A 17,538-nucleotide genomic window follows, 5' to 3' on the forward strand; every position below is an offset into this window, starting at 1 on the left:
CCGATGCCGTTCGCGCACGCGCGCCAGCCGGAGTCCGCCGGCCGGCCGCGCCTGCGGCACGACCCGCTAATGGGCGATGGCCCTGATCTCGCGTATACGCGGCCGATCGGCCAGCGGCGTCGGGGCCGTCCTCGTCGGCGCCAGCCTTGGCCTGCTGCTGCTCGTCACATCGATCAGCAGGTTACTGTACGAGGCCGACGATGAACTGATCGCCGAACGCTTCCAAGCGGCGGCAACGCATCGCGCAACACAGGTCAGTCGGCACTTGCGGATGCAGGTCGACAAGCTTGCTCCGGCACAGCGTCTGTTCGCCGCCGATCAGTCGCCGAACGCGAACGCATTTCAGGCGTTTGCTCAACGACTGCTCGATGAGCGAAACATCTTCCTGCTCGCCTGGTTGCCGGCGACGACTGCCGACCAGCCCGAAGGACCAGAGGCCAACCCGGGTCGGCCGTCAAGCGAGCAGCTTGCCGGCACCCCGGCCGCAGCGCGCCACTTTCCGGTTTCCTATCTGGCGCCCCAAGAAACCCACCGCTGGGTGATCGACCAATCGGGCGAAACCATGCTCAAGCAGCCGTCGCTGATCGGGCAGGCGATCGATTCCGGGCTGGTCGTCTTCTGCGCACTGAGCCCGACCGTCGCCGGGCATTGGCCAGCCGAAGCCATTGCCCTGATCGTCCCCGTCTATCGCCCGGGAAACCCGGCAGCGACTGTAGACACGCGACGCGCCACCAACTACGGCCTGGTCATGGCGATCATCAACCCGCTACAGACCTTCGAACAGGCCAGCTTGCGCGCGGACGAAACGGGCCTGCGCGTGCGCCTGGTGGACCGCTCACTCCCGCCAGAACAAGGCCTCATCCACGCCTGGCCGCCTGACGGCAGCGCGGGCGCTTCCCCCCCAGCCGCCGCGCTCAGCTACGAATACGACTTCGTTCTCGGTGGGCGGCGCTCGTCGATCGTCGTCGAGGCCAGCGATGTCTGGCGTGCCGACCAGGCTTCGCCGGCGACCCGCTATGCGCCGCTGGTCGGTGCCCTCCTTGCACTCCTCGTACTGACGCAGATCAGCCTGCTGCTCAAGCGGCGCACGCTGGCAACCCGCCTACTGCGCGAGCTGGGCGAGCGGCGCAGGGCCGAAGCGTGGACGCGCAAGCTTTCTCTCGCCGTCGAACAGAATCCGGCAACGATCATCATCACCGACCTCGAAGGAAAAATCGAATACGTCAATGAACACTTCGTAGAGTCGACCGGCTATGCCAAAGCCGAGGTGCTCGGCCGCAACCCGCGTATTCTGAAATCGGGGCGGACAGACGCCGCAACCTACGCTGATCTGTGGACCACGATCAAGAGCGGCCGAGTCTGGCGCGGTGAGTTCGAGAACCGGCGACGCGACGGAACGCACTACCTGGAACGTGCGATGATCGCGCCGATCCAGGATGCCCTGGGCAGAACGGCAAACTACCTGGCGATCAAGGAAGACATCACCGAACTGCGCCAGATGATCGATCGCCTGCATGAAAGCGAAAATCGCTTTCGCAGTGTCGTTTCGGTGATGGCCGAGGGCCTGATGGTGTGCGCCGACGACGGTAGCCTGATCTTTGCCAATCCCGCCGCCGAAGAGATTTTTGCCAAGGCGCAAACCCGCCTGCAGGGCGCAGCGGCGGACGAATCAGGCAGCGAGAAGCTGCGCGAGGATGGATCCATATTTCCCCCGGACGAGCGGCCATGGCTCGTTGCCATGCGCGAAGGGCGCGATGTGCGCGGCGTGGTCATGGGCCTGCGCTCGTCCGATGGCAGCTTACGCTGGATTCTGATCAACGCATCGCCGCTCGCCGCGAGCGAGGCAACGCGGCGCAACGCGGCGGTGGTGACGTTTACCGACATTACCGAGCGCAAAGCGGCGCAGCAGCGGGTGGAATTTCTGGCTCACCACGACGCGCTGACCGAACTGCCCAACCGCGTTCTGCTGCGCGACCGGGTCGAGCAGGCGATGGCCGCGGCCAAGCGTTCGCATAGCCGCCTGGCGTTGATGTTTCTCGACCTGGACCGCTTCAAGACGATCAACGACTCGCTCGGTCATCCGACGGGAGACAAGTTGCTCAAGGCCATCGTCGAGCGCTTGCGATCGTGCGTGCGCGAATCCGACACGATCAGTCGACAGGGCGGCGACGAGTTCATCATCCTGCTTCGGGACGCACGCGACGGAGATGCCGTATCACGCCTGGCCGACAAGATCCATCGGCGAATGTCCGAAACGTTTCTGATCGACACGCACGCCTTGTCGACCTCGTTTTCGATCGGCATCGCGATGTTTCCGGAGGATGGCGACAACTTCGACGACCTGACGCAGAAAGCCGATACGGCGATGTATCACGCCAAGCAGGCCGGCCGCAGCGCGCACCGCTTCTTCACCGAACAGATGAACGTGCAGGTGGTCGAGCATATGAAACTCGAGACCGACCTGCGGCAAGCGCTCGAACGTAATGAGTTCGTCCTCCACTATCAGCCGCAGATCAAGCTGGACAGCGGCGAGATCTCCGGTGTCGAAGCGCTGGTGCGCTGGCGCAGCGCCGAGCGTGGCATCGTCGGACCTGGCCGCTTCATTCCGATCGCCGAGGAAACGGGTCTCATCGTACCGATCGGCAAGTGGGTGATCGGCGAAGCGTGCCGGCAGGCGCGCGCGTGGCAAGACGCCGGCCTGCCGCCGTTTACCGTCGCCGTCAACCTCTCGGCGATGCAATATCGGCGCAGCGACCTGGTCGACACGGTAATCAACGCTCTGGTGCTTGCCGACCTCGATTCGCGCTGGCTCGAGCTCGAACTCACCGAGTCCATCCTCATCCAGGATAGCGAAGCGGCGCTGGAAACGGCGCGTCGGCTGAAAGCGATCGGTGTCCGACTTTCGGTCGACGACTTCGGCACCGGATACTCGAGCCTGGCGTATCTGAAACGCTTCGCCGTTGACAAGCTGAAAGTCGCCCAACCCTTTGTGCAGGATGTGGTGCGCGACGCCGACGATGCTGCGATCGTTCGTGCGATCATCCAGATGGCGCATAGCCTGAAGCTGCGGGCCATCGCCGAGGGCGTCGAAACGGTCGAGCAGGCGGAACAGTTAGGCGCCTTCGCCTGCGACGAGATTCAGGGCTATTGGCTGGCTCGGCCGATGCCGGCTGACGATGTGGCCGCGTTCGTGCGCACCCGCCCGCCGTCCGGAGCGTCCTGAGCGTCCGCACGCCGGCCCGGAAAGACGCCAGCCTCGCTGACGATCGCGTCGAGCGGCTGATCATGCGCTGCGGGAAATATCGAATCTAGCCGCCCCAGTTCAAAACCGACGCCGATCGCCAACGGACGCGGCGACAGGCTTGCCAGCGTACAGTCGAAGTGCCCGCCGCCGTAACCGAGGCGGTAGCCGGCTGCGTCGAAACCGACGAGCGGGATGAGTAGTGCTTGCGGCTCCACGAAATCGCCGGTCGCCGGAGCCGGAATCCCGTAAACGTCCGGGCGCAGCAGCGTATCCGGTCGCCAGACGCGGAAAGCCAGCGTGCGCTGTCCGCCTGTGGCTACCGGGAGCAAGGCGCAAAAACCCGGATTGGCACGCGCGCACCATTCGGCGAGCAACGGCCGCAGATCGGGTTCGTTGTGTACCGGCCAGCAGAAGCCGACGCGCATGGTGCACAGGTCGGGGAAACCCTGGCGCACGTGCGTGCGGATCAGTTGCGAAAGGCGAAGCCACTCGCTCGCCGGTAGAGCCCGGCGAGCCGCGAGCAGTTCGCGTCGTCGCAGTCTACGACGCTGATTGGCAGCCCCGTCGCTCGCTGGCCAGGCGCTGATTTCCGCCGTCCGGCTCTCCGCCATGTGCTATCCTCCACTCGCTTCAATTTCCAGAAAACCAGCATATCATGAAGTTTCGTCGCACCCTCCTGCTTATTCACTGGGCATTTTTCGGGGTGGCTACACTGGCCTTCGGCGTGCCCTCGGATGAACAGTTTCTCGCTGCCCGGGAGGCAGCGCGGAGCGCCGACAAAGCCAGGCTCGAACGTCTGGCACCCACCCTCGAGGAGCATGAGCTCGCCGCCTATGTCGATTACTGGCGCCTCCTGCTCGACCTGAAGGACGCCGACGCAAGCACCATCAACGCCTTCCTCGCCCGCCACGAAACGACCTACGTTGGCGAAAAGTTGCGCGCCGACTGGCTGCGCCAGCAGGGAAGGAAGCAGCAATGGGCCAGCTTCGATGGCGAGTACCCGCGTCTCGTGCAAGCCGATCAGGAACTCGCCTGCTATGCGCTGCAGAGCCGGCGAGCGCAGGGCGACAAACGTGTCGCCGACGACGCGCTGTCGCTCTGGCTGACGCTGCTCGAGCCGCCCGAATCGTGCTATCCGGTGCTCGAAGCGCTGATCGTCGACAAGCGAGTCCTTGCCGATTCGGTCTGGGAGCGCATCCGCATTCAGTTTGAAGCCAACAAGATCGCCGCTGCCCTGTTCAGCATGAACTATCTTCCGGCGAGTCAGACACCTGAAAAGAAGCAGGCGCAGGCCGTCGCCGACGCGCCAATGCCCTGGCTGAGCCGCTTGCCGAGCGATTTCGCGAGCAGTCGCCTGCAGCGCGAGTTGGCCGCCCTGGCCATCCAACGCGTTGCACGCAACGATCCCCGGATGGCGGCCGAGCAGTTGAGCCGGCTGGCCGGAGCACTGGGCGCGCGCGAGAAGGGCTGGGCCTGGAGCCAGATCGGCTGGCAGGCGGCCCAGCGCCACGTGCCGGAAGCGCTCGACTGGTACCGCCAGGCGGGCGACACGCCGTTGTCCGACGAGACCGCACAATGGAAGGTACGGGCGGCGTTGCGCGCGCACGACTGGGCCAGCGTCCGGGCGACGATCGAGCGCATGCCAGCGCCGCTGGCTGCCCAACCGGCCTGGGTCTACTGGCTGGGGCGCGCTTATCGTGCCGGCGGACGCCTGGAAGAAGCCAATGCGCTCTTCGCGAAAATCGCCGGGCGACCCGACTTCTACGGCAATCTGGCCAACGACGAACTGGGTCGACCGACAAGCCCGCCAGTTCGGGCAACGCCACCGAGCGCGGAGGAACTGGCCAGACTGAGGGCCAACGTCGGCGTGCAGCGCGCGCTCGCCTTCTTCCGCCTCAACCTGCGCACGGAAGGTACCCGGGAGTGGAACTGGGCGCTACGCGAGATGAGCGACCGCGAACTTCTGGCGGCCTCGGAACTGGCGAAGCGCGCCGGAATTTACGACCGGGCTATCGCGGCAGCCGATCGCACGCGCGAGGAGCACGACTTCACGCTGCGCTACCTCAGCCCATTTTCCGAGCACGTGCGGCCGGCGGCGCGTAACCAGGCGCTCGACGATGCCTGGGTTTATGGTCTGATGCGACAGGAGAGCCGCTTCGTCAGCAGCGCACGCTCAGCCGTCGGCGCTTCCGGACTCATGCAACTGATGCCGGCGACCGCCCGATGGGTAGCCAACAAGATCGGCCTGAAAGACTTCAGTCCGGCAAGGGTGAACGACACGGAGACCAACGTCCTGCTCGGTACGACCTATATGCGGCTCGTCCTCGATAGTCTGGACAATCAGCCGGTCGTCGCCTCAGCCGCCTACAACGCCGGGCCGGGCCGCGCCCGCCGCTGGCGCGCCGATCGGCCGCTGGAAGGCGCCATCTACGCCGAAACGATTCCGTTCAGCGAAACGCGCGACTACGTCAAGAAGGTAATGAGCAACGCGGTCTATTACTCGGCCTTGTTCGACGGCAAGCCGCAAACGATCAAGGGGCGACTGGGCGTCGTCCCGCCGCGCAGCGGCAGCGAAGCGAAGGCTGACGAATTGCCGTAAAATCGTATTTTTCCGACACTTGTGCAAGCAGTAGGAGGCGATGGAAGTGGAAAATGTGCTGTTGATCGGCGGCAGCGGCTTTGTCGGCGGGTGGATCGCCAACTGTCTTTCGGGACGCGGCGTCCGGGTGACCATACCGACCCGTCACCGCGAAAACACCAAACGCTTGACGACCGTACCGATGGTCAGCATGGTCGAGGCAAACGTGCACGACGCGCTGGCGCTGCGCCAACTGATGCAGGGCCAGGATGCGGTGATCAACCTGGTCGGCATCCTCCACGACGGAGATTCGCGACTCCCTTACGGCAAGGGATTTGCCGCCGCGCATGTCGAGCTGCCAGGCAAGATCATCGCGGCAATGCAGGCGAGCGGCGTGCGCCGTCTGGTGCATATGAGCGCGCTCAAAGCGGCGGTCGACGCGCCATCCGAGTATCTACGCTCCAAGGGCGAGGGCGAAGCTCTCGCCAAAGCGGCCGCTGGCGCGCTGGATGTAACCATCTTCCGCCCCTCGGTGATTTTTGGACCGGGCGATGCCTTTCTCAACATGTTCGGCAAGTTGCTCAGGCTCCTGCCGGTCCTGCCGCTGGCCGGCGGCGAGGCGTGCTTCCAGCCGGTTTTCGTCGGCGATGTGGCAAACGTCTTCGTGGACTGTCTGCAGCAACGCACGACTTTTGGAAAGACCTACGAACTGGCGGGACCGCGAGTTTACACATTGCGCGAACTGGTCGACTACACCGCCCAGCTCGTCGGCAAGCGGCGACGCATCATCGACCTCGGAACGGGTGGCTGGGCCTATCTGCAAGCCGGCCTGATGTGGCTGCTACCAAACCCGCCGCTTTCGCCAGACAACCTGCGATCAATGGAAGTCGACAGCGTCAGCGATGGCGAGCACAACTACCCGGGCTGGCAACCGACCTCGCTTGAAGCGATCGCCCCGAGCTATCTCTCGCCGGACGAGATCGAGCAGTTTCGTCTTGACCGTTACCGCTATCGGGCCGGGCGGTGAACGATTGACCACGGCGATCGGCAGCGAATAGCATGCAGATCTTCGTGGTGGGCGGCGCGGTCCGTGACGAACTGCTTGGCCTGCCCGTGCAGGATCGCGACCATGTCGTCGTCGGTGCGTCGGCCGATCAGCTGCTGGCGCTGGGCTTCAAACCGGTGGGCAAGGATTTCCCGGTCTTTCTCCACCCGACGACGCGCGAGGAGTACGCGCTCGCACGCAGCGAACGGAAGACCGGGCAAGGCTACAAGGGCTTTACCGTCCATGCTTCGCCCGAGGTCAGCCTGGCCGACGATCTGGCGCGCCGCGATCTGACGATCAACGCGATCGCGCGCGCCGCCGACGGGCGGCTGATCGACCCTTACGGTGGACGCGAGGATCTCGTCGCGCGCGTTCTACGCCATGTCGGTCCAGCCTTCGTCGAAGACCCGGTGCGCATCCTGCGTCTGGCCCGCTTCGCGGCCCGCTTCGCTGACTTCAGCGTTGCGCCCGAAACGCTCGCGCTGATGCGCAGCATGGTCGACCAGGGCGAGGTCGACCACCTGGTCGCCGAGCGCGTCTGGCAGGAGCTGGCCAAGGGCCTGGGCGAGATCAAGCCCTCGCGCATGTTTGACATCCTGCGAGAGTGCGGCGCACTGGCACGACTGTTGCCGGAAATCGATCGCCTGTTCGGTGTTCCTCAGCGCGCCGACTACCATCCGGAAATCGACACCGGCAAGCATGTCATGATGGTCGTCGACCTCGCGGCCGAGCTTCGCTGCTCCTTGCCGGTGCGCTTTGCCGCGCTGCTGCACGATCTCGGCAAAGGGACGACAGCGGCGGCCGACCTGCCCCGCCATCCGGGACACGAGGCGCGCAGCGCCGACCTGGTAGACGCCGTCTGCCGACGTCTGAAAGTACCGGTCGAATGCCGCGATCTGGCTCTGCTCGTCGCCCGCCATCACGGCACGGTCCACCGCGCCGTCGAAATGACCCCGGCGAGCCTGGTTCGCCTGCTCGAAACGACCGACGCCTTGCGCCGTCCAGAACGCTTCGAACAACTGCTCGAAGCCTGTATCTGCGACTTTCACGGCCGCCTCGGCTGGCGCGAGGTTCCTTATCCGGCCGCTGAACGTCTCCGCCAGGCACAGCATGCAATACGCGGGGTCGACGCAGCGGCCATTGCTGCGGCCTGCGCTCAGCCGCAGGAGATCGCCGCGCGCCTGCACCAAGCACGCGTCGCGGCAGTCAAGGCAATGATCGTCGGCGAGTAACGGCCGGCGTCGGAAAGGGCGCTTCGGGTCAGCGCGCAGCGGGCAGCGAGACGTTTGCCTGCGCCAGCAGTTGGCGGACCAGCACCATGCTCTTGATGGCGTGCCGATTGATTCTTTCGATCGGCTTGTTGCCCTCGCCAGTGCCACCGTCGCCGCTGGCGCCCTCGGTGGCGCTGACCGACGAGTCGGATGAACCCGGAGCCCCGTCGCCGCCCGAGGAGCCGGCGCCGTCGCCACCGACCGACGAGCCACTGTGTCCATCCGAACCGCTGCTTTGTGCCAGCGCACAAGGCGTTGCGAGCAAGCCCGCAAGCAGCAGGGTGAGCGCGAGCCGACTTTTCATGGTCATCTTGATTCCTTCAGCGCACTATTCAGCGCATCCTCGATCAGTGGCAGCGACGACGGGCTGGCGATTACTCGGTCATTGACAATCAGGCTGGGCGCGCGCGTGACGCCCCAGGTGTTCGTCGCAGTCCGCCGCAGCGCCTCGACGTGTCCGATGATGGCAGTATTGCGCATGCATCTTTCCGCCTTCTCGGGCGTGATGTCGAAGTCCTTCAGCACCCGCCAGACGCGCGCTGGAGTCGCCACGTACGACCCTCGTTTCATCCCGTCGGCAAACGACGGATAGCGCACGGCGGCCTGCATGGCGGCCAGGTGCTGTTCAGCGGGCAGACAGCGGAAGCCGGCCAGCGCCTGCATGTCGTGCCAGGTCAACGGAAAATCGTAGACGATCAGGCGCAGCTTGCCGGTGTCGACGTACTTCTCCTTGATCCGGGCAAAAATTCTATCCATCAGATAGGACGTGTCGCCCGACAAACCATAGATCAGCACTGCGGTCACTTTCGCGTCTGCCTTGCCGAGAACGACCAACTGGTCGTTGAACGGGATCACGTCGTCGTTGAACGTCGCGACAAGCTCGACCAGATCGGTCGGGAGCTTAGCCGGTGTGGGCGCTGGCTGAGCCGCAGCCAGAGTGGCCGCGAAGGCAAACGCAGCGCCCGCCAACCAAGGCCTCGCACCACCCGCCAAGCGCTTTCGGGTATTCATCTGCTTAGTCCAAAATGTAAAGGTGACAAAAAAATTATAATCAGTTTTTTTCGCTTTGCGAGCCTTTTCGGGGACAGGCCGGAATATGACCAATGCTTTGAACGCGGTTCTCCGACCACTGCTGGCGCGCGCCACATGCAGTCTGCAGTGGTGGATTGCCGGCCAGCCAGCTCGGCGCCTTGCCGTACTTTTCGCGTGCTACGCCCTATTCCTGAGTAGCTGGCTGGTGTTTCCGAGCCCCGCTGCCGCCCAGGAGAGCGACCGCTGGGACGACCTGATGGAGCAGGCGTCGATCTCGCTGGCCCGCGAGGATCTGGCTGCCGCGCGGCAGGCGACGACGCAGGCGGCCCGCCTCGCCGAGTACGAGAATGCCGACCGTCTGGTCAGCAGCCTGGCGTTACTCGCCCGCATCGAACACGAGGCGGGCGATCTGGCCCAGGCAGAACGTGCACTGCGCCAAGCGATCGAGGTGATCGATCGCATCCCCGGCATGCTCACCGAGGAGAAAGCGACGCTGCACAACAATCTGGGTACGGTGCTCGACCAGCGCGGCGACCTGGCCGGGGCTGAACGGAACTACGTGACCGCGATGAAATTGCGCGATTCGCTGCCGGGCGCGCAAACGCAGGCGCGCTTCGCCCTCTGGTTGAATCTTGCCGGCCTGGTCGACCGCCGCGGGGATTCTGCTCGGGCGCTCGAACTGTATCAGCGTGCCGAGCAGCATCTGCCGACCGACTCGCCGCTGGCCCGGGCGCAGCTCGCTAACAACCTGGGCACGCTGCTCTACCGTCTCGGTCGCCTGCCGGAAGCACGTCAGCGCCTGAGCGAAGCGCTCCAAGGCCTGGACGCGGGCAGCAGCGCGCTGCTTGCCGCCTCGCTGCAGCACAACCTGGGGACCATCGAACTGCAGGCGGGTGAGCTCGAGAGCGCCGGCCGCCACCTGCGCGAGGCCGAGGCACGACGGCGCGCGCTGCTCGGCGAGCAGCATCGCGACACTGCGCGCACGCTGCTTGCTCTGGCGCTGCTGCTCGAGCGACAGGGCCAGGCGGAAGCGGGTTTGGTGGCGGCGCGCTCCGGCAGCTCGGGCATGACGGCTAGCCTGCTCGCCAGTGCGGGAACGTCGGCGGCAAGCGCCTTGGCGCAGGAGCGGCGCGAGTGGCGGGAGGGTTTCCTCACCCACCTCAGCCTGCTGGCGAAGGCGGAAAAGGACGTGCAGCGGCGCGCTGGCGAAGCGTTTCAGTTGATCCAGGCAGCCAAACACGGCGAACTGGCGCGCGTCTTTGCCGACTCTGCCGCCGGTGTCGGAGCACCCGGCGACCTTGGCCGGCGAACACGTGAAATTCGCGCCCAGGTGGCGCGTTACCAACAGAAGGAGCGCGAGCTACTCCAGCAGTTGCAGGACACGCGCTCGCTCGGCGACCGGCAACTTGCCCTGCGCACCCAACTGGCGCGTGAGCGCGAGACGCTCGAGCGCATGCAGGAGCAACTGGCGCAGGCGCATCCACGCTATCACGAACTCGTTTCAGGACGCGTCGTTGCAGCAGAGGCATTGCCCACACTGCTGCGCGATGATGAAGCACTGCTCGCTTTCCTGGTCGGCGGACAGCAGACCTTCCTGGTCGTCGCGACGCGCAGCGATCTGCGTTTTTTTGCTTTGCCTGTTGGCCGGACGAGCCTCGACGCGCTCGTTCGCCGCATTCGTTCGACGGTTGATCCGGAGAGCGACGATGAGGTAGCTTTTGCCTTTCAGGAGGCCAGTCAACTCTACCAACAGCTGCTTGCGCCGGCCGCCGACGTTCTGGCCGAAAAGGCGGTCTGGTTCGTCCTGCCGGACGGCCCGCTGGAAAGTCTGCCGCTCAGCTTGCTGTTGAAATCGCCGAGCGCGGCTGCGCGCAGTCACGCGGAGTGGTTGCGCCTGCCCTGGGTCGGGCGGCAACACGCGTTGGCGACCTTGCCCTCGGTCAGCGCGCTGGCGCTTGCCCGCACACAGAGCCTGCCCACTCCGGCGCCCGAGCCCCTGCTCGCTTTTGCCGATCCGGCGCTCGGCGCGCCGAGCCCGGGCGCGACCCGGGCGACCCGACGGCCGCTGAAGCGCGGCCTGTGGGGCGAGCAGCGGGTCGCCGATCCGACCCGGATACGGGCGCTCGCGCCCTTGCCGGAAACCGCCGATGAAGCCCGGGCCGTGGCTGCCGCGCTGGGTGGCGGGCGCATCTTTCTGCGCGAGGAAACCCGCGAAAGCAAGGTGAAAAGCATCGACCTGTCGCTTTATCGAAATGTACTCTTCGCGACGCACGGCGCGATGGCCAGCGATTTCGTCGATTTTGGCGAGCCGGCGCTGGTGATGACTCCGCCGGCGGTTGCCAGCGAGCTCGACGATGGTCTGTTGTCGGCGAACGAGATCGCCAGCCTGCGGCTGAACGCCGACTGGGTTCTGCTCTCGGCGTGCAACACCGCTGCCGCTGACGGCACGCCTGGCGCCGAAGGCCTTTCTGGCCTCGCCAAATCGTTCTTTCATGCCGGCGCCCGCAACCTGCTCGTCTCGCACTGGGCGGTGGTCTCCGAGTCTACCGTCCTGATCACCACCGGTGCTTTCCGCGAGCTGGCGGCGCAGCCACAACACGGCAGGATTCGGGCACTGCACAAGGCGGTCGTGCAGGTGATGAACGACGAGCGCTATCGTCACCCGGTATTTTGGGCGCCGTTCGTTCTCGTTGGCGAGGGGCGCTGACGCCCACTCGCGGGCGGACGCGCCAGGCCGAAGATTTTTTCTCTCCCCCGAGTCCGGCGAACAGCGTATGCTTTGCATTGTTGCGGCACCGACCGTGCCGCCGGGAGGCGCGCGTGCGAACGCGGGCCACGGCGGTGAAACTGAAGCCGGATGGCGGTGGTCGGAACCCGTATCGAGTGGTCTGCACTGGGAGGAATGGAAATGAAATTTCGCGCGCTTCTCGCGTTGGTCTTGGGCACGCTGGTGCCAATGGTCGCGCTTGCGCAGACAGAACGTCTGCTCAAGCCTGAGGAAATCAATGAAAAAGCACTCGTCGAACTGCTCGCTCCAGAGGAAACGGGAGCCCCGGCCAAGCGACGGACACGTTCGATCAACGTGACGCGCGAGGAAAGTGCGCAGCCGGCCGCCAAACCGGCGGCAGCCTCCCTGTTGATCACTTTCGAAACCAATTCGGCCGGCCTGACACCGGCCGGCAAGCAATCGCTGGATGTTGTCGGTCGCGCATTGAGCTCGGAAAAGCTGTCTTCGTACCGTTTTGCCATCGAAGGGCATTCCGATCCGCGCGGCGGCGAGGCCTACAACATGCGTCTATCGCAGTCGCGCGCCGAAAGCGTGGTCGGTTATCTCGCCGAGAATCACCAGATCGAACGCGGTCGACTGACGCCCGTTGGCAAGGGACCGACCCAACTGCTCAATCCGGCACGACCCGAGGCACCGGAAAACCGTCGCGTCACGATCAAGCGCCTGGACAACTAGCCTACCCGGCTCAGGCGCCAGCCGGTCAGTCGATTTCTTCGATACTGAAGACAGCAGCGCCGTAGCGCGACGAGCACTTCTGCTGGCCGGAGGGGCAGATGACCTTGCCGGCAAACGGATTGCCGGCACCCGTCGGCGCCTCGGCGGCGATCTTTGCTGCCTGTTTGAGCGGAAATTCGGCAAACGGATCAATCTTTTTCAGTCCGGCGGCAGTGAAGTCGCGGCGGTTTTCCGAGACGAAGGCGACGAAACGGTTGGTCCCGGCAGGTCCGGCAGCCGTCATTGCCCAACCCGAACGCGGCAGATTCAGTTCGCCGTCGCCAGCAATCGCGTTGTCCGCATCGATCGCGTTTGGAAAGAGCAGATTGAAGTGACTGCGGTCGGTCCCCACCATCAGGATGTAAAGGTAACCGGGCTTGAGCGAAGTCACCCGAAAGCGCAGCTTGTCCTGACCGATCCTTACCTTTGCCTTTTCGGGCAGGACGGTGACCAGATGTTCGACATCGCGCTGGCGGTGAATCTCTTCCAGCATGTCCACCGGATCGAAAGTCTTCCCGCCACGTCCGGCCGCGCCGTTCTTGCCGAGCAGCAGGTCGACCAGTTCCTTCTCGGTGACGCCCTGCCCCCCTGCCGTGGCCACTTTCGTCTGGCCAGACGGTGTCGTCGGCTCGTCGGCGCGCGTCGATGAGGTGCCGGCCGCGCTAGCGGGCGGCTGCGCAGCCGTCGGCAAGGCTGCCGGTGTGGGCGTCGTCGCCGCCGACTGAGGGGTCGGCGCGACTGGCGTCGCCGGCTGCGGGCGCAGCGCGTAATACGCTCCCGCGCTCGCCAACAGCGCGGCGCCCGCCAAGCCAGCGAGCAGCCCGGTCCGCTTCTTCCCCGACAGCGGCGCGGCTTCGCGAGCCGCTTCGCCGGCAGTTCCCCTTTCGGCCAGCGCAGGCTGGGCAGGCGGCGTTGCGGCATCCTTCTGCGCCAGGAGCGTGCGCCACTCGGCGATCGTCTGCGGGCGATCTCCCGGCTTGACCGCGAGTGCGCGATCGATCGCGGCAAGGAAACCCGCACTGTAGCGGCCGGCGGCTACCTTGCTCAACGGCGGCATCGTGTCGTTCATCGAACGGGCGACCGACGGCATCGGCGGCCGCCCGGTAATCGCGTTGTAGACGACCGCTGCCATCGCGTAGATGTCGGTCCACGCCCCCTGTTTGACCTGCGGCACTTCGGCATACTGTTCGAGCGGCGCGTAGCCCGGCTTCAGAATGACCGTCAGCGCCTGCGTGCGGTCGCTGATGACGCGCCGCGCTGCGCCGAAATCCAGCAACAGCGGACGACCGTCGGCGAGCAGCAGGATATTGTCGGGCGCAATGTCGCGGTGGAAGCAATTGTCGCGATGGATGACTTCCAGCGCGTCGAGCAGCGGATTGATGATCGCGCGCAGCCAGTCCTCGCTCGGCGCTTGCGGCATCTTCTGCAAGGCCTGCTTGAGCGTGATCCCTTCGTAGAACGGCATCACCATGTAGGCTGTGCCGTTGGCTTCCCAGAAGCGGTATACCTTGACCAGTGCCGGATGGTCGAACTGCGCCAGGATACGCGCCTCGTTGACGAAACTGCGCAGGCCAATGGCAAAGGTTTCGGCCAGACGGTCCGACTGGACCGAGACGGTCAGTCCGTCGATGCGCGCCGCCAGCGACGCCGGCATGTACTCCTTGAGCGCGATGTTGCGCCCGAGCGATTGATCGTGCGCGAGATAGACAATGCCGAAACCGCCGATGCCGATCAGCCCGGTGATCTCGAACTCGCCAATCATGGTGCCGACCGACAGCGCGTTGCTCTCCTTGTCGACGGCTATCGCCGCCGCGGCTGCGGGCGACGCGGGAGCTGCCTTGGCGGGCAGGACCCAGGTCTTGTCTTGGTCTTCTTCTGAGGCAGGCATGAATCTCCCCGGTTTCACGGCTACGGACGCCAGCCGTGCATTCTGCCGCAGTTTTCTCGCCCGGCAAAGCCATTGGCGGGAGCGGCAAAGCGGCCCGCGCCTGGCGCCAGCGTGGCAGCGCGCGTCGGTGCGAAGCCGGCAGTCAGATCTTCAGGCCGCCGTCGAGTTCGATAACGGTTCCCGTCAGATAGTCGTTCGCGGCAGCAAACATCACCGCGTCGGCCACTTGCTCGGGCGTGCCGAGTCGACGCAGCGGAATCCGCGCAAGCCATTCGTCAAGGCGTTGCCGACTCATCGCCGCGTGCGTCGACGCGGTGTCGATGAAGCCCGGCGCGATCGCCAGCGCGCGGATGCCCAGCGCGCCCAGTTCCTTCGCCCACGATAGCGCCAGCGCATTGCTGCCCGCCTTGGCTGCGGCATACGCGCTCTGGCCGGCGTTGCCGCGTGCGGCTACCGAACTGATATTGATGATCAAGCCGCGCGTACGGCGGCGGATCATCTGTTCGGCAACGCACGCTCCCATGACGAGGGCGGTCGTCAGATTGAGTCGCAGCGACTTCTCCCAAAGCGCAAGATCGTGCCGACCGCCTGCCCGGTCGAGCAGATTGAACAGCGGCGCGCTGCAGATCCAGCCGGCGGCATTAACCAGGAGATCGATGCGTCCATGCTCCTGAACGACGGTCTCGACAACCCTTGCCGCCTGCTCGGGGTCGGCGACATCGCACTTGAAGACCGTGATCCGCTCGCTCGTCAGTTCGCCGAGCAGATCCTCGTTGAGATCGAGCGCCGCTACCCGGCATCCGGCGTCGGCCAGCGTCAGGGCGATGCAGCGCCCGATGTTCTGGGCTGCCCCGGTCACCACTGCTACCGCACCCTCAAGCTTCATCGTCAAGCAATCCTCGCTGGCGAAGCTGGTCGACAACGGCGGCAACCGACGTCATCTCGGCGATCTGGTCGGCCTCCAACATGATCCGATAGTGCTCTTCGAGGCTGATGATCAGTTCCATGTGCGCCAGCGAATCCCAGGCCTCGGTGGTTTGCATCGATGTCGTCAGGTCGATCGCGCTGAGCGGGAGTTTGAGTGCGGCTGCGATCAGCCGGAAGAGTTCGTTGCTTGTCGTCATGGTGGCGAGCGTCGGTCATTGGCCGCAGGCAAGAATGTCGATCACGCGATCGACGATGCTTGCTTCGAGGTCGGGATACGTCGGCAGGCAAAGAACCTGCGCGGCCATTCGGGTCGCTACCGGCAGGTTGGCGTGCGTTGCCGAGGCAATTCCGCGATACATCGGGAGATCGCTGATCAAGGGATAGAAGTAGCGTCGAACGTGGATGTGATTGCGCCGAAACACATCATAAAGCTGATCGCGGGAAAGCGGATAGTCAGCACCGATGAGGACCGGGAAGTATCCGCCGTTTGGCGTGACGCCGACGACCTGCGGCAGGCAGCGGACGCCCGGAATGTCGGCAATCGCCGCCCGGTAGCGGCGATCGATGGCCAGGCGCGCAGCGATCGCGTGGTGAACGTACCTGATCTGCAACAAACCGAGCGCCGCCTGGAACTCGTTCATCTTGCCGTTGATCCCCGGTGCGACGACCGTCACCTCGTCGGCAAAGCCGAAATTCTTCAGATAGTCGATCCGCTGCTTCAGTTTCGCATCGTGGCAAACGATGGCGCCACCTTCGAAGGTGTTGAACACCTTGGTCGCATGAAAACTCAACACCGAGAGGTCGCCCAGCGCCAGCAACGAGCGCCCGTCGAGCGTCACGCCGAAGGCATGCGCTGCGTCGTAGATCAGTTTGATGCCATAAGTATCGGCGATCTGCTGCAAGCGTTCGCCGGCGCAGGGATTGCCGTAACAATGTACGGGCAGGATGGCAGTCGTGCGCGGGCTGATTGCCGCCTCGACCTGTTCCTCGTCGAGGTTGCAGGTGTCGCGCCGGATATCGACGAAAACCGGCTTGATGCCGTTCCAGAGCAGCGCGTGCGTCGTCGCGGCGAAAGTGTACGGGGTGGTGATCACCTCGCCGGTGATGCGCAGTGCCTGCAGTGCAGTGATCAGCGCCAGCGTACCGTTGGCGAACAGGCAGACATGCGGGACGCCCAGATACTCGCGCAATGCTTCCTCGAACTGCTGGTGAAACGGGCCGCCATTGGTCAGCCGCCGGCTCTCCCAGATCTGCGCGAGGTAGGGCAGGAATTCCTCCAGCGGGGGAAGATACGGGCGAGTGAGGAAGGTCGTCGTGGCTTCGGTCTTGGTTTCCATGGCGCGGCGTGCAACCGAAAAGATGTATGGCCCTATTATGCACTGCCCAGCGCTCGTCGCGATCCTTGAATTAAGGCCGTATTGCTCGCCATCGGGCGGGTGCTAAAGCGCGCCTGGCGCGAGCCGTCGAAAGCGCTCGATGATCGTCCGCGTAGCCAGCGACATGCGCTCGTCCAGCCGCTCGTCGCTGGCGCCCAGGAAATGCAGCGCACAGGCATCATCGCCGGCGCGCGGCTGTCCCGCCGCCTGCGCCAGGTAGACCTGGTGAGAATTGGTCGCCGACTCGTGCACGAAGAGGAAGCCTATCGACGCGGCGGTCAGGCCGGTCTCCTCGCCAAGTTCGCGGATCGCCGCCTGAGCGGGCGACTCATCCGGGTTGATCCCGCCACCGGGCAGCAGAACCAGTCCGCCGCGGTTCTCGACGAGCAGAATGCGGCGCTCGATTTCGACGATCACCGTGGCTCTTTGTCGTTTCACTCTCGTTCCCTTCTGGTTGTCGAACAGCGCGCCAGCAGGCGCGCCCGCCGGATGCGGCGGATTCTACCGCGCGCGCGGCGCCAACGCCGGTTGCCTGGCGAGACATTCCGCGTCGACCGGCGCGACACGTCAAAGGAGCCGCTTCCTGCGGTCGGTGCTCGGGCCAAAGCATTGCGTTCGCTCGTCAGCGCGGCCGGCGATGTGGGCCCGGCAATGCTTGCCTGGGGCGGCCTGCCG

14 protein-coding genes are annotated in these 17,538 nt (G+C 65.0%); 6 read left to right on the forward strand and 8 right to left on the reverse strand.

Translation table 11 applies throughout. The features are described from left to right. The first annotated feature begins 76 nt into the window (after positions 1-76). On the forward strand, positions 77-3,223 hold the full coding sequence (locus tag Q1L59_RS14230) for an EAL domain-containing protein (RefSeq protein WP_300333354.1): 3,147 nt from the start codon (positions 77-79) through the stop codon (positions 3,221-3,223). On the opposite strand, the gene Q1L59_RS14235 is transcribed toward Q1L59_RS14230, so the two are convergent. Further along, the gene (locus Q1L59_RS14235; protein WP_300333356.1) at positions 3,145-3,855 is read right to left on the reverse strand and encodes a 5-formyltetrahydrofolate cyclo-ligase; all 711 of its coding nucleotides are present in this window, start codon (positions 3,853-3,855) and stop codon (positions 3,145-3,147) included. The two genes, Q1L59_RS14230 and Q1L59_RS14235, sit on opposite strands and share 79 nt — an antisense overlap. A 44-nt stretch (positions 3,856-3,899) precedes the next feature. Between Q1L59_RS14235 and Q1L59_RS14240 the strand changes: the two genes are divergently transcribed. From Q1L59_RS14240 to Q1L59_RS14250, 3 genes are read left to right on the forward strand one after another with little or no spacing between them, the layout of a single operon-like run. After that, on the forward strand, positions 3,900-5,843 hold the full coding sequence (locus tag Q1L59_RS14240) for a lytic transglycosylase domain-containing protein (protein ID WP_300333357.1): 1,944 nt from the start codon (positions 3,900-3,902) through the stop codon (positions 5,841-5,843). 40 nt (positions 5,844-5,883) lie between these two features. Then, complete coding sequence (locus Q1L59_RS14245) at positions 5,884-6,849, forward strand: complex I NDUFA9 subunit family protein (RefSeq protein ID WP_300333360.1); 966 nt, start codon at positions 5,884-5,886, stop codon at positions 6,847-6,849. A 32-nt stretch (positions 6,850-6,881) separates the two neighbouring features. Next, positions 6,882-8,099: a multifunctional CCA addition/repair protein gene (locus Q1L59_RS14250; protein ID WP_300333363.1), complete on the forward strand. Its 1,218-nt coding sequence runs from the start codon at positions 6,882-6,884 to the stop codon at positions 8,097-8,099. Positions 8,100-8,127: 28 nt separating this feature from the next. Here the strand turns inward: Q1L59_RS14250 and Q1L59_RS14255 are convergent, their stop codons facing one another. Continuing rightward, a complete protein-coding gene (locus tag Q1L59_RS14255) occupies positions 8,128-8,448 on the reverse strand; it encodes a hypothetical protein (protein ID WP_300333365.1) in 321 nt (106 codons plus the stop codon). Beyond that, complete coding sequence (locus Q1L59_RS14260) at positions 8,445-9,149, reverse strand: thioredoxin domain-containing protein (RefSeq protein WP_300333368.1); 705 nt, start codon at positions 9,147-9,149, stop codon at positions 8,445-8,447. The genes Q1L59_RS14255 and Q1L59_RS14260 overlap by 4 nt, the downstream gene beginning before the upstream one ends. An 85-nt stretch (positions 9,150-9,234) precedes the next feature. Between Q1L59_RS14260 and Q1L59_RS14265 the strand changes: the two genes are divergently transcribed. Both Q1L59_RS14265 and Q1L59_RS14270 read left to right on the forward strand, forming a co-directional pair. Beyond that, positions 9,235-11,877 carry a CHAT domain-containing tetratricopeptide repeat protein gene (locus Q1L59_RS14265; protein WP_300333371.1) on the forward strand — a complete coding sequence of 881 codons (2,643 nt, stop codon included), beginning with the start codon at positions 9,235-9,237 and terminating at the stop codon, positions 11,875-11,877. 201 nt (positions 11,878-12,078) lie between these two features. Further along, positions 12,079-12,633: an OmpA family protein gene (locus tag Q1L59_RS14270; RefSeq protein ID WP_300333374.1), complete on the forward strand. Its 555-nt coding sequence runs from the start codon at positions 12,079-12,081 to the stop codon at positions 12,631-12,633. 25 nt (positions 12,634-12,658) lie between these two features. Here the strand turns inward: Q1L59_RS14270 and Q1L59_RS14275 are convergent, their stop codons facing one another. From Q1L59_RS14275 to Q1L59_RS14295, 5 genes are all read right to left on the reverse strand, one after another. Further along, the gene (locus Q1L59_RS14275) at positions 12,659-14,560 is read right to left on the reverse strand and encodes a protein kinase (RefSeq protein ID WP_300333377.1); all 1,902 of its coding nucleotides are present in this window, start codon (positions 14,558-14,560) and stop codon (positions 12,659-12,661) included. A gap of 142 nt (positions 14,561-14,702) precedes the next feature. Next, positions 14,703-15,446, reverse strand: a complete 744-nt coding sequence (locus Q1L59_RS14280; RefSeq protein ID WP_300333379.1) for an SDR family oxidoreductase — start codon at positions 15,444-15,446, stop codon at positions 14,703-14,705. Next, positions 15,436-15,684: an acyl carrier protein gene (locus Q1L59_RS14285; protein ID WP_300333381.1), complete on the reverse strand. Its 249-nt coding sequence runs from the start codon at positions 15,682-15,684 to the stop codon at positions 15,436-15,438. The genes Q1L59_RS14280 and Q1L59_RS14285 overlap by 11 nt, the downstream gene beginning before the upstream one ends. A 15-nt stretch (positions 15,685-15,699) precedes the next feature. Next, positions 15,700-16,824, reverse strand: coding sequence for a DegT/DnrJ/EryC1/StrS family aminotransferase (locus tag Q1L59_RS14290; RefSeq protein WP_300333383.1), 1,125 nt, complete (start codon positions 16,822-16,824; stop codon positions 15,700-15,702). A 102-nt stretch (positions 16,825-16,926) separates the two neighbouring features. Beyond that, the gene (locus Q1L59_RS14295) at positions 16,927-17,301 is read right to left on the reverse strand and encodes an NUDIX domain-containing protein (RefSeq protein ID WP_300333385.1); all 375 of its coding nucleotides are present in this window, start codon (positions 17,299-17,301) and stop codon (positions 16,927-16,929) included. Positions 17,302-17,538: the final 237 nt, after the last annotated feature.

Source organism: Accumulibacter sp. (genome assembly GCF_029255125.1).
Classification (GTDB): Bacteria; Pseudomonadota; Gammaproteobacteria; order Burkholderiales; family Rhodocyclaceae; genus Accumulibacter.

Bases quoted from the DNA above. Each gene is read 5' to 3' on its own strand.
- Q1L59_RS14245 (WP_300333360.1), top strand. From the start codon at position 5,884: ATGGAAGTGGAAAATGTGCTGTTGATCGGCGGCAGCGGCTTTGTCGGC.
- Q1L59_RS14260 (WP_300333368.1), bottom strand. From the start codon at position 9,149: ATGAATACCCGAAAGCGCTTGGCGGGTGGTGCGAGGCCTTGGTTGGCG.
- Q1L59_RS14240 (WP_300333357.1), top strand. From the start codon at position 3,900: ATGAAGTTTCGTCGCACCCTCCTGCTTATTCACTGGGCATTTTTCGGG.
- Q1L59_RS14265 (WP_300333371.1), top strand. From the start codon at position 9,235: ATGACCAATGCTTTGAACGCGGTTCTCCGACCACTGCTGGCGCGCGCC.
- Q1L59_RS14235 (WP_300333356.1), bottom strand. From the start codon at position 3,855: ATGGCGGAGAGCCGGACGGCGGAAATCAGCGCCTGGCCAGCGAGCGAC.
- Q1L59_RS14250 (WP_300333363.1), top strand. From the start codon at position 6,882: ATGCAGATCTTCGTGGTGGGCGGCGCGGTCCGTGACGAACTGCTTGGC.
- Q1L59_RS14290 (WP_300333383.1), bottom strand. From the start codon at position 16,824: ATGGAAACCAAGACCGAAGCCACGACGACCTTCCTCACTCGCCCGTAT.
- Q1L59_RS14255 (WP_300333365.1), bottom strand. From the start codon at position 8,448: ATGACCATGAAAAGTCGGCTCGCGCTCACCCTGCTGCTTGCGGGCTTG.
- Q1L59_RS14270 (WP_300333374.1), top strand. From the start codon at position 12,079: ATGAAATTTCGCGCGCTTCTCGCGTTGGTCTTGGGCACGCTGGTGCCA.
- Q1L59_RS14280 (WP_300333379.1), bottom strand. From the start codon at position 15,446: ATGAAGCTTGAGGGTGCGGTAGCAGTGGTGACCGGGGCAGCCCAGAAC.
- Q1L59_RS14275 (WP_300333377.1), bottom strand. From the start codon at position 14,560: ATGCCTGCCTCAGAAGAAGACCAAGACAAGACCTGGGTCCTGCCCGCC.
- Q1L59_RS14230 (WP_300333354.1), top strand. From the start codon at position 77: ATGGCCCTGATCTCGCGTATACGCGGCCGATCGGCCAGCGGCGTCGGG.
- Q1L59_RS14285 (WP_300333381.1), bottom strand. From the start codon at position 15,684: ATGACGACAAGCAACGAACTCTTCCGGCTGATCGCAGCCGCACTCAAA.